At 46.8% G+C, this 11410-nt stretch carries 12 protein-coding genes; all 12 read right to left on the bottom strand.

The window, feature by feature from the left end:
- Positions 1–113: 113 nt before the first annotated feature.
- The 12 genes from glmS to DEU29_RS12400 all read right to left on the bottom strand — a co-directional run bounded on the left by glmS (position 114) and on the right by DEU29_RS12400 (position 11391).
- Entirely contained in the window at positions 114–1946 is a 1833-nt protein-coding gene (glmS, locus tag DEU29_RS12455) for a glutamine--fructose-6-phosphate transaminase (isomerizing) (RefSeq protein ID WP_133540674.1), read from the bottom strand.
- Between the two features lie 3 nt (positions 1947–1949).
- A complete protein-coding gene (gene glmU, locus DEU29_RS12450) occupies positions 1950–3317 on the bottom strand; it encodes a bifunctional UDP-N-acetylglucosamine diphosphorylase/glucosamine-1-phosphate N-acetyltransferase GlmU (RefSeq protein ID WP_133540673.1) in 1368 nt (455 codons plus the stop codon).
- Positions 3318–3429: 112 nt separating this feature from the next.
- Positions 3430–3846, bottom strand: a complete 417-nt coding sequence (locus DEU29_RS12445; RefSeq protein WP_133540672.1) for a F0F1 ATP synthase subunit epsilon — start codon at positions 3844–3846, stop codon at positions 3430–3432.
- Between the two features lie 17 nt (positions 3847–3863).
- Positions 3864–5249, bottom strand: coding sequence for a F0F1 ATP synthase subunit beta (gene atpD / locus DEU29_RS12440; protein ID WP_133540671.1), 1386 nt, complete (start codon positions 5247–5249; stop codon positions 3864–3866).
- A 42-nt stretch (positions 5250–5291) separates the two neighbouring features.
- A complete protein-coding gene (gene atpG / locus DEU29_RS12435) occupies positions 5292–6155 on the bottom strand; it encodes a F0F1 ATP synthase subunit gamma (RefSeq protein ID WP_133540670.1) in 864 nt (287 codons plus the stop codon).
- A gap of 54 nt (positions 6156–6209) precedes the next feature.
- Positions 6210–7751, bottom strand: coding sequence for a F0F1 ATP synthase subunit alpha (atpA, locus tag DEU29_RS12430; protein WP_133540669.1), 1542 nt, complete (start codon positions 7749–7751; stop codon positions 6210–6212).
- Between the two features lie 14 nt (positions 7752–7765).
- Positions 7766–8299, bottom strand: a complete 534-nt coding sequence (gene atpH / locus DEU29_RS12425) for a F0F1 ATP synthase subunit delta (RefSeq protein ID WP_133540668.1) — start codon at positions 8297–8299, stop codon at positions 7766–7768.
- A gap of 17 nt (positions 8300–8316) precedes the next feature.
- Positions 8317–8787, bottom strand: coding sequence for a F0F1 ATP synthase subunit B (gene atpF, locus DEU29_RS12420; protein WP_133540667.1), 471 nt, complete (start codon positions 8785–8787; stop codon positions 8317–8319).
- A 37-nt stretch (positions 8788–8824) separates the two neighbouring features.
- Positions 8825–9082, bottom strand: a complete 258-nt coding sequence (gene atpE / locus DEU29_RS12415) for a F0F1 ATP synthase subunit C (RefSeq protein WP_006954753.1) — start codon at positions 9080–9082, stop codon at positions 8825–8827.
- A 44-nt stretch (positions 9083–9126) separates the two neighbouring features.
- Complete coding sequence (atpB, locus tag DEU29_RS12410; protein WP_133540666.1) at positions 9127–9924, bottom strand: F0F1 ATP synthase subunit A; 798 nt, start codon at positions 9922–9924, stop codon at positions 9127–9129.
- Between the two features lie 12 nt (positions 9925–9936).
- Positions 9937–10323, bottom strand: a complete 387-nt coding sequence (locus tag DEU29_RS12405) for an ATP synthase subunit I (protein WP_133540665.1) — start codon at positions 10321–10323, stop codon at positions 9937–9939.
- Between the two features lie 177 nt (positions 10324–10500).
- A complete protein-coding gene (locus DEU29_RS12400; protein WP_133540664.1) occupies positions 10501–11391 on the bottom strand; it encodes a ParB/RepB/Spo0J family partition protein in 891 nt (296 codons plus the stop codon).
- Between the last annotated feature and the right edge of the window lie 19 nt (positions 11392–11410).

The following is an 11410-nucleotide window of genomic DNA, read 5'->3' as shown; positions in this document are numbered from 1 at the left end:
GCCCTTGCCATTCGGATTATCTTCCCCTCAGTCAGGGTGATCCAGGCTTCTTACAACCTGGCGGGTTTGCCAGCTTCGCTGGGCAAACAAAAAAGGGCCGCAAGGCCCTTTTCTTATTCTACAGTGACTGACTTAGCCAGGTTTCTAGGCTGGTCAACATCTGTGCCTTTAATAATGGCGACATAGTAAGACAATAGCTGCAACGGAATGGTATAGACGATTGGTGCAACGATCTCATCGCAATGACATACATTAAGCACGTTTAACGTGTCATCGCTCTTAAAGCGCGCATTTTTATCGGCAAAAACATACATCAAGCCGCCACGGGCACGAACTTCTTCGACGTTTGATTTAAGTTTTTCTAACAGCTCGTTATTAGGCGCTACTACAATCACCGGCATCTCTTCGTCAATTAATGCCAACGGCCCGTGCTTCAACTCCCCGGCAGCATAGGCTTCGGCATGTATATAAGAAATTTCCTTCAGCTTCAGTGCGCCTTCCATAGCAATCGGATACTGATTACCCCGGCCAAGGAACAGGCTGTGGTTTTTGTTCGCAAAGTCAGGTGCTAAGGCTTCAATTTCGTCAGCCAGCGCCACCGCTTCCTCCAGTTTTGCAGGAAGCGCCTGAAGCGCTTTAACAATCGCCGCTTGTTGCTGTTCTGCCATGCCACGATGTTTACCCAGCGCCACGGTTAACATTAGCAAACCGGTTAATTGCGTAGTAAAGGCCTTGGTCGATGCCACACCAATTTCAGCACCTGCGCGAGTCATAAATGCCAGGTCGGACTCACGTACCATCGACGACGTTGCGACATTGCAAATGGTCAAACTGCCAGTGTAACCCAGCTCTTTGGACAAACGCAGCGCGGCAAGGGTATCTGCGGTTTCGCCACTTTGCGAAATCGTCACTAACAGGCTGTTCGGGTGAACGTAGGATTTGCGATAGCGGAACTCAGAGGCTATTTCAACGCTACAAGAGACATTGGCCAACGCTTCTAACCAATAGCGCGCGACCATACCTGCGTGGTAACTGGTACCGCAGGCAATAATTTGCACATGCTCGACAGTTTTAAATAATTCGCTGGCGCCTTTACCAAAGGCATCATCAAGTACTGTTGAATCGGACAAGCGGCCTTCAAGCGCATTACGCACAGCAATAGGCTGCTCGTGGATTTCTTTCAACATGAAGTGACGATAATGTCCTTTTCCGCCGGCATCATAGGTACTATCAGACTCAACGACCTCACGCTCGACCGGCTGATCAGCCTCGTCAAAAACGGTCACACTGGTGCGAGTAATATCAGCGACATCACCTTCTTCTAAGTAAATAAACTTACGTGTTACCGGCAATAACGCCAGCTGATCTGACGCAACAAAGTTCTCACCAATACCCAGACCGATTACCAGCGGGCTACCAGAGCGGGCAACAACAAGACGCTCAGGATCTTTTGTATCCATCACGACGGTGCCATAAGCACCTTCCAGTTGACGTACGGCAGCTTTTACTGCCGCCAATAAATCCGGATTTTGTTTACGTTCGTGGTGAATTAAGTGAGCAATTACTTCGGTATCCGTCTGGCTATTAAAAACATAACCCAAACTTTGTAATTGCTCTCGGAGGCTTTCATGATTTTCTATAATACCGTTATGGACGACGGCTATTTCTCCCTCAGACAGATGAGGATGAGCGTTCGCCTCAGTAACGCCGCCATGTGTCGCCCAGCGGGTGTGTGCGATACCAATGGTTCCATCCAGTGGTTGCTGCTCCATAGCATCAGCGAGTTCCTGGACTTTACCGGTACGGCGGGTGCTTTGTAATTGATTATCCGCATCGATAACCGCAACACCGGCTGAATCATAACCACGGTACTCTAGCCGCTTAAGCCCTTCCAACAAGATACCACTTACGCGACGCTCTGAGGTCGCTCCTACAATACCGCACATAGATTAACTTCCTTTTTTCTGAGGGCGTTGCCAGCCACTGATGTTTCGTTGTTTGCCGCGTGCTACAGCAAGTTCTTCATTTGCTACTTCCCGGGTAATTACCGATCCTGCACCCACTGTGGCCTGTTTTCCAATTTTTACCGGCGCAACTAATGAGCTGTTTGAACCGATAAATGCGCCATCGCCAATTTCTGTCGTTGATTTATTCACACCATCATAATTGCAAGTAATGGTTCCGGCGCCGATATTAGCGTATTCGCCTACCTGTGTGTCACCCAAATAAGTTAAATGACTGGCTTTAGAGCCCTTACCCAGACGGCTTTTTTTCATTTCGACAAAATTTCCAACCTGCGCTTCGTCAGCTAATTCAGCGCCCGGCCGTAAACGGGCAAAAGGACCAACCTTACAATTGGAAGCTACTTTAGCACCTTCAATATGACTATTAGCGCGGACAACGGTTCCATCACCTATCTCGGCATCTTTAATGACACAATTAGGTTCAACAACAACACCATTACCCAACCTAACTTCGCCCTCGAATACAACGTTAACGTCGATAACCACGTCCGAGCCGACATTAAGCGAACCACGGCAATCAAAGCGCGCAGGATCAATGAGGGTTGCGCCGGCCGCCATGACTTGCTCGGCTAAACGCCATTGATAAGCTCGCTCTAATGTAGCCAGCTGTTGACGATTATTGGCGCCTTCGACTTCGCCCGTATCATCCGGCTGCGCAGAGGCAATTTGGACGCCTTGTTCTGCTGCCATAGCAACAACATCGGTTAAATAATATTCTTTCTGTGCGTTGTCGTTACTTAAATCCTGCAGCCACTGCTTCAATTTAGCACCATCGGCGGCCATGATGCCTGTATTAACTTCGTTAATGCGCAACTGGTCCAGTGTCGCATCTTTTTGTTCGACAATACCCTGAATAAGTTCATCTTCGTCACGAATGATGCGGCCGTATCCCATAGGATTATTCAGATACATCGTCAATAAACCTAACTCCTTGTCAGCTGACGCGTCGAGCAAACGTTGTGCAGTTTCTGCTGTCAATAAAGGCACATCCCCATAAAGCACTAAAACATTTTCATCGTCTTGAATAAACGTAATAACCTGTTGTACGGCATGGCCTGTTCCAAGTTGTTCCGCTTGTTCAACCCAATTTAGATCGTCACCGACGATTTGGCTTTTCAACTGGTCGCCGCCATGACCATAAATCAAGTCGATGGCCGCTGGGTTTAGCGCTCTTGCGCAGTCGATAACGTGCTGCACCATGGGCTTTTTAGCAACCTGATGCAAGACTTTTGGCAGGTCCGAACGCATCCGTGTTCCTTTACCTGCAGCCAAAATAACGACGCGGAGTTTCATGGGGATATGTCCTTATTATCTAACTTCGTTAAATACGATTGATGTCTATAGTTTACAGACAAAAAAGGCCCTGTTGTAGTCACAACAAGGCCTTTTAAACTTTATTACAAACTTAACGTCTAAGTTTGCGAATAACTTCAAGTTGAGCCATAGCCCGAGATAGTTCAGCAATAGCCTCTGCGTAAGTAACGTCGTGACTTTGGTCGGCAATAGCTTCTTCAGCGCGCTTACGCGCTGCTTCTGCTGCCTGCTCGTCCAATTCGTCGCCGCGTACCGCAACATCCGCCAGAACGATAACCTCACCTGGCTGAACTTCTAATACACCACCGGCAACGTACATGAGCTCTTCATCACCCGCTTCACTAACAAAACGCACCATACCTGGCTTAATTTTTGTCAGCAGTGGCGCGTGACCCGGGTAAATACCCAGCTCACCTTCGCTACCAGAAACCTGAACTGTTTGTACTGCACCAGAGAATAATTTCTCTTCAGCACTGACAACGCTCAAGTTTAATGTTTGTGTTGCCATTCAAACCTCCCGGTCGGTTACAGGTTTTTGGCTTTTTCTACCGCTTCTTCGATGGTACCAACCATGTAGAAAGCTTGCTCTGGCATATCGTCATACTCGCCGTCCAAGATGCCTTTAAAGCCGGCAATGGTATCTTTCAACGATACATATTTACCTGGCGCACCAGTAAATACTTCAGCAACGAAGAATGGCTGCGACAAGAAGCGTTGAATCTTACGCGCACGAGATACTGACAACTTGTCTTCTTCAGACAGTTCGTCCATACCCAAAATCGCGATGATGTCTTTCAGTTCTTTATAACGCTGAAGTACTTCCTGAACACCCATTGCCGTATCGTAGTGCTCATCACCAATAACCTGTGGGTCCAACTGACGTGAGGTTGAATCCAACGGGTCAACCGCAGGGTAGATACCCAACGACGCGATGTCACGGTTCAATACAACAGTCGCATCCAAGTGAGCGAAGGTTGTTGCAGGAGATGGATCCGTTAAGTCATCCGCAGGTACGTAAACGGCCTGAACTGACGTGATTGAACCCGTCTTAGTTGAGGTGATACGTTCCTGAAGAACACCCATTTCTTCAGCAAGTGTAGGCTGATAACCAACCGCTGAAGGCATACGACCTAACAGTGCTGATACCTCAGTACCTGCCAGTGTGTAACGGTAGATGTTATCGACGAAGAATAGTACGTCGCGACCTTCGTCACGGAATTTCTCTGCGATAGTCAAACCAGTCAGAGCAACACGTAAACGGTTACCCGGTGGCTCGTTCATCTGACCATAAACCAGGGATACTTTATCCAGAACGTTTGAATCGTTCATCTCGTGATAGAAGTCGTTACCTTCACGAGTACGCTCACCAACACCCGCGAATACTGAGTAGCCGCTGTGCTCGATAGCGATGTTACGAATAAGCTCCATCATGTTAACGGTTTTACCAACACCAGCACCACCAAACAGACCAACTTTACCACCTTTAGCAAACGGGCAAATCAAGTCGATGACTTTGATACCGGTTTCTAATAGCTCGTTGGTGTTCGATTGATCTTCATAGCTTGGCGCGGCACGGTGAATAGACATTTTCTCTTCTTCACCAATTGGGCCCGCTTCATCGATTGGATTACCCAACACATCCATAATACGGCCGAGGGTTTTCTTACCCACTGGCACCATAATTGGCTCACCTGAGTTTTTCGCGGTGATACCACGACGCAAACCGTCAGTTGTACCCATTGCGATGGCTCGGACAATTCCGCCGCCCAGCTGTTGCTGAACTTCCAGAACTAATCCTTCCAAACCACCTTCGGTCACTTTCAGTGCGTCGTATACTTTTGGTACAGCGTCTTGTGGAAATTCTAAATCCACAACGGCGCCGATAATTTGTACGACCTTACCTTGACTCATGACGTTTCCTCTAACTCTTCAATTCTGTTTACCGTTGCCGCGTTATACCGCTTCGGCGCCGGACACGATTTCCGAAATTTCTTGCGTAATTGCTGCCTGACGCGCCTTGTTATACTGCAACTGCAGCTGGTCAATAATATCTTCGGCGTTGTCAGTTGCGGCTTTCATCGCAATCATCCGAGCGGCTTGCTCGCTAGCGAAGTTATCTACCACCCCTTGGTACACCTGCATTTCTACAAAGCGACGAATAAGGGTGTCTAGAATACTTTCTGGATTCGGCTCATACAGATAGTCCCAGCTACCTGTTTGTACTTCTTCTTCCGAACCTGCTTGCGGCAATGGCAACAATTGATGAATGGTCGGCTCTTGGGTCATCGTGTTCACAAATTTGTTAAACACAACATACAAGCGGTCGATTTTGCCTTCTTCGAAAGCATCCAGCATAACCTGGATAGAACCGGTGATTTCATTCAGTTCGGGTTTATCACCCATACCTGAAAACTGCGCTTTTAGTGGTCCAAAACGCTTAAAGAAACCAGTTGCTTTACTGCCTATAGCAGCAAAATCCGCTTCAACATCTTGCTCTTTCCATTCGTTTGCGTGCTTAACGACTTTCTTGAACTCATTACCGTTCAAGCCGCCGCACAAACCACGGTCGGTAGAAACAATGATGTAACCCACACGTTTAACCTGACGTTCTTCCATAAATGGATGACGATATTCAAGGTTACCGCGCGCCACATGACCAATCACCTTGCGAATGGTGTCCGCATAGGGGCGACTTGCCTCCATACGTTCCTGCGCCTTTTTCATCTTAGACGCAGCGACCATTTCCATAGCACTGGTGATCTTCTGAGTATTACCGATACTCGAGATCTGAGTTTTTATCTCTTTACCGCTGGCCATGACGATTCTCCTGTTAACTCAACGACAAATGGCCGCTTGCGCGGCCAACTGCGATTACCATGATTGCGTTTGCTTGAATTTCTCAAGCGCGGCTTTCAATTGCGCATCGATGTCGTCGTTATAGTTGCCAGTTTTATCAATCTCAGCCATTAGCTCAGCGTATTCGCTTGCCATGAAAGACTGTAGCGACTCTTCAAAATCCATGATTTTGTCGATTGCGACATCTTTCAAAAAGCCTTTTTCAACGGCGTAAATTGATACAGCCATTTGAGACACGCTCATAGGCTTGTACTGTTTCTGTTTCATCAGTTCGGTTACACGCTGACCGTGCTCTAACTGTGAACGAGTCGACTCATCAAGGTCAGATGCGAACTGCGCGAACGCCGCCAACTCACGATACTGAGCCAGGGCAAGACGGATACCGCCACCCAATTTCTTGATTATTTTCGTTTGTGCTGAACCACCAACTCGAGAAACCGAGACACCGGCGTTAACAGCAGGACGAATACCTGAGTTAAACAAGTCAGTTTCCAGGAAGATCTGACCATCGGTGATTGAGATAACGTTAGTCGGTACGAACGCCGATACGTCACCTGCCTGAGTTTCAATGATAGGTAGGGCAGTTAAAGAACCGGTCTGGCCTTTCACTTTACCGTCAGTGAATTTTTCTACGTAGTCAGCGTTAACACGCGCAGCACGCTCAAGTAGACGTGAGTGAAGGTAGAAAACGTCACCAGGGAATGCTTCACGACCTGGCGGACGACGCAATAACAGTGAAATTTGACGGTATGCAACAGCCTGCTTAGACAGGTCATCGTAAACAATCAAAGCGTCTTCACCGCGGTCACGGAAGTATTCACCCATAGTACAGCCAGAGTAAGCTGCCAAATATTGCAATGCTGCAGATTCAGAAGCAGAAGCAGCAACTACAATGGTGTTTTCCAATGCGCCGTGCTCTTCCAGCTTACGTACAACAGCAGAGATGGTTGAGTTTTTCTGACCAATAGCAACGTAAACACACTTAATACCAGAATCTTTCTGGTTAATGATAGCGTCAACAGCTAATGCAGTTTTACCCGTTTGACGGTCACCGATGATCAGCTCACGCTGGCCACGACCTACCGGAATCATCGAGTCAATTGACTTGTAGCCTGTTTGTACTGGCTGATCAACTGATTGACGTTCGATAACGCCTGGTGCGATTTTCTCAACCGGTTCATAGCCGTCAGCTTCAATTGGACCTTTACCATCAATTGGTTGACCCAGTGTGTTAACCACACGGCCTAACAGCTTTTCGCCAACCGGAACTTCTAAGATACGACCGGTAGATTTGACCTTGGTGCCTTCCTGCAAATCTGCATAAGGGCCCATAACAACCGCACCGACTGAATCTCGTTCAAGGTTCAATGCGATAGCGTAACTATTACCAGGTAGCTCAATCATTTCACCTTGCAGACAATCTGCAAGGCCGTGAACGCGAATGATACCGTCTTGTACAGACATGATGGTACCTTCGTTGCGAGCTTCGCTGGTGACTTCGAACTTCTCAATTCGCTGTTTGATCAGTTCTGCGATTTCATTTGAATTCAATTGCATGCTCAAGTCCCCAATTAGGATTGCAGTGCGTAAGCAAGTCTATCTAACTTGCCGCGCAAGGTGCCATCTATAACAACGTCACCTGCTTCAATAACCAGTCCACCAATGATGGACTTATCGACACTGCAGTTCAGCTTAATTTTGCGTTGCAGACGCTGTTCCAATGCTTTACTCAGTTCGGTTTGTTGCGCTTTTAACAACTTAACCGCAGAAGTCACGTCAACTTCGACTTCCTTTTCGTATTCCGCACGGAACGTCTGATAGAGCTCACTGACTGCTGATAGGGCAGGTAAACGTTCGTTTTCTGCCAACACTTTGACAAAGTTCTTTGCATTGTCGTCGAGCTCATCGCCACAAACGCCAATAAAAACTTCGGCTGTCTTACCAACAGTAGCGGAGCTGCTCAAAAATGATGCCACCGTCTCGTCTTTTGCTACCACTGCAGCAAATTCGAGCATATCGGCCCACTTATCGAGCGCTCCCTGTTCTAAAGCAAAATCAAAAGCTGCTTTTGCGTAAGGGCGAGCGACCGTAGTCAGTTCTGACATAAGCTCTAACCCCTTAATTAAAGTTCAGCGACCAGTTTTTCAACGATGTCACTGTGAGCGTCTTTATCAATTTCACGCTCGATGATTTTCTGTGCCCCGGTAACGGCTAACACAGCGACTTGCTTACGCAATTCTTCGCGTGCACGGTTACGCTCAGAGGCGACTTCTTCATGACCAGCAGCAACGATTTTCTCGCGCTCTTCATGGCCTCGTTGAGTTTCTTCCTCAACGATTTTAGCGCCACGTTTTTTCGCCTGTTCAATGATTTCAGCCGCTTGCTGTTTCGCTTCTTTGAGCTGCTCAGCAATTTCTTCCTGGGCTTTTTCTAAATCTTTTTGAGCGCGTTCGCCCGCATTTAGACCGTCAGCAATTTTCTTCTGACGTTCTTCGATAGCATTTATGATCGGTGGCCACACGAATTTCATGCAGAACCACACGAACACGATGAACGCGATCGTTTGTCCAATTAGAGTTGCGTTGATATTCACAACGGACCTCCTTTATCTGGTGACCGTCGAATCGCGCTTAGCCTGCAACCTGAGTTAAGAACGGGTTTGCAAAAGTGAACAGTAATGCAACTGCTACACCGATCATCGCGATAGCATCGATAAGACCCGCTACGATGAACATTTTAACTTGCAGCTGAGGCGCCAATTCAGGTTGACGAGCAGCAGCTTCCAGGAATTTACCACCCAGCATACCAAAGCCAAGTGCTGTACCTAGTGCAGCCAAACCGATCATGATTGATACAGCGATAGCAGTAAAAGCAACTACAGTTTCCATTGATTTCTCCAGTTTTTCAGTAGATTTAAAGTTAAAACAAAAACTTAGTGTTCAGATGATGCCATGCTTAAGTAAACAATGGTCAACATCATAAAGATAAATGCTTGCAACGTAATAACCAGAATGTGGAACACAGCCCATGCAAAGTGTGCAGGTAGCTGGAACAATCCAATCATTGCAATCAGAATAAAGATCAATTCACCGGCATATAAGTTACCGAACAAACGTAGCGCCAATGACGCCGGTTTTGCCAGTAGAGTAATGCTTTCCAGGACAAAGTTAACCGGCATTAATGCCCAGTGGTTAAACGGTGTCAGCGTCATTTCTTTCGCGAAACCCTTAACGCCTTTATACTTGATTGAGTAAATAATAATTAGTGCGAAAACGCTTAAACTCAATGCAAAGGTGGTATTAAGATCCGTTGTTGGCACAACTTTCATATAAACATCGTGCGGATCATCAACAAAGCCTAACCAGTAGCCGCCATACATTGCTGCAGTAGGCAACCAGTCAACCGGAATCAAATCCATGAGGTTCATCAGGAAAATCCAGACGAAGATAGTTAAGGCCAAAGGTGCTATGAGTTTATCTTTACCGTGAAAGGATTCTTTGACGCTGTTATCGACAAACTCGACAATCATTTCGACAAAGCATTGCCATTTACCAGGTACCCCTGCCGAGGATTTTTTAGCTACTCTGCGGAAGCTCCACAGAAACAGCACACCCAGTAACACGGACCAGAAGATAGTATCGACATTTACCGCCCAGAATCCTTCACCAACCGTCCAGTTTTGGAGGTGATGCTGAATATACTGAGTCGGAGTTTGCTCTCCACTTACCATGTTGTTTCCCAGTTACGTTGATTTTAAAAATAAAATTGGCGCAACCCATTGTGAAATAACAGCGAAAACAAAACCGCTCATTAACCACAACGGATTAAAATCTGTCAGTAGAAAAAGTAGGCTTATTAACACCGCCGTTAGCATCAATTTGACGCCTTCTCCTACAAAAAAACTTTTAACAACTTTCTGGTTTGCCCGGGCGCCCGCATGCATAAATGCGATTAAGCCAAACAGGGCATTAGGAATAATTGCGGCTAAACCGCCCGCGATAACGGGCCACGCATTATTCCATTGTGTGCTCAATGCGACCATAATTGTCAGCAGAGCAACGACGACGAGTTGGTACAGCACGGTTTTAAAAGCGAGTTGTCTACCCACCCGACCTAAGGACTGAACCACACGCGATACCTTTAGTTTTCAAGCGTCGTTAATTGGTGGCCTTTTAAACAGCCACTATGAAACTCGCGCTAGTATAAAGATCTGCCCGTTAATTGCAAACAAATTTGGCTACAGCCGTTATTTTTCATGCCATTTAACAAAAGTTCTACAATTATGACAGGGACTTAGCTAACCCGGTTATTTGATGTGAGAAAGGATGCCGTCTAACTCATCCAAACTAGTGTAATTGATAACGACTTTACCCTTGCCTTTACGACCGTGATTTATTGCAACTTTAGCACCGAGTTTTTCACCCAACTGTGTTTGTAATCTTTCGATGTCTGGGTCGGTTTGCGGTTGTTCAGGTTCTTTTGGTGGTTCTAATGTTTTGCGAACCAATTTTTCGGATTCGCGAACGGTCAGATCTTTAGCAACAATTTGTTGGGCTACATCGGTTTGTTGTTCACCTTGCAATGCCAGCAACAATTTAGCATGGCCCAAATCGATATCACCGCGTTCAAGTAGTGTTTTTACGCCGCTTTCGAGGTTATTCAGCCGTAATAAATTAGTTACTGTGGTGCGTGATTTACCAACCGCCTGAGCGACATCCTGGTGGGTCATCTGAAATTCATCGAGCAGACGCTGCAATGCCGTTGCTTCTTCCATGGCATTAAGGTCTTCGCGTTGAATATTCTCAATTAAAGCAATAGCGACAGCTGCTTCATCGGCAACGTCTTTTATCAAGCATGGGACCAGTTCAAGTTTTGCCAGTTGCGCTGCTCGCCAGCGACGTTCACCAGCAATTATTTCGAATTCGTCGTCAGCAACAGGTCTTACAACAATTGGCTGAATTATTCCCTGCGCCTTCACCGATGCAGCTAGGTCTTCCAACGCTTCGGGTGACATATCTTTACGCGGCTGATAACGACCCGGCTTCAATTGCTCAATAGGTAATTTTTGTAACTCACCTTTTTCAGCAATGGCTAAGGTAGGCTCCACAGTTTGCTCTGTTTGTTTTTGCTGACTTGCGGTGTTGCTGGTGAGCAGCGCATCGAGTCCGCGACCGAGTCCTCGTTTTTTAGCCGACATAAGTTACTTTCTTCCCTTT

The organism is Idiomarina aquatica, assembly GCF_004362895.1.
GTDB lineage: Bacteria > Pseudomonadota > Gammaproteobacteria > Enterobacterales > Alteromonadaceae > Idiomarina.
Note: the sequence above shows the minus strand (reverse complement) of the source record. Positions and strands in the feature narration are given on the sequence as shown.

Excerpts from the sequence above, each read along its gene's own strand:
- glmS (WP_133540674.1), bottom strand. The coding sequence starts at position 1,946 with ATGTGCGGTATTGTAGGAGCGACCTCAGAGCGTCGCGTAAGTGGTATC.
- glmU (WP_133540673.1), bottom strand. The coding sequence starts at position 3,317 with ATGAAACTCCGCGTCGTTATTTTGGCTGCAGGTAAAGGAACACGGATG.
- DEU29_RS12445 (WP_133540672.1), bottom strand. The coding sequence starts at position 3,846 with ATGGCAACACAAACATTAAACTTGAGCGTTGTCAGTGCTGAAGAGAAA.
- atpD (WP_133540671.1), bottom strand. The coding sequence starts at position 5,249 with ATGAGTCAAGGTAAGGTCGTACAAATTATCGGCGCCGTTGTGGATTTA.
- atpG (WP_133540670.1), bottom strand. The coding sequence starts at position 6,155 with ATGGCCAGCGGTAAAGAGATAAAAACTCAGATCTCGAGTATCGGTAAT.
- atpA (WP_133540669.1), bottom strand. The coding sequence starts at position 7,751 with ATGCAATTGAATTCAAATGAAATCGCAGAACTGATCAAACAGCGAATT.
- atpH (WP_133540668.1), bottom strand. The coding sequence starts at position 8,299 with ATGTCAGAACTGACTACGGTCGCTCGCCCTTACGCAAAAGCAGCTTTT.
- atpE (WP_006954753.1), bottom strand. The coding sequence starts at position 9,082 with ATGGAAACTGTAGTTGCTTTTACTGCTATCGCTGTATCAATCATGATC.
- atpB (WP_133540666.1), bottom strand. The coding sequence starts at position 9,924 with ATGGTAAGTGGAGAGCAAACTCCGACTCAGTATATTCAGCATCACCTC.
- DEU29_RS12400 (WP_133540664.1), bottom strand. The coding sequence starts at position 11,391 with ATGTCGGCTAAAAAACGAGGACTCGGTCGCGGACTCGATGCGCTGCTC.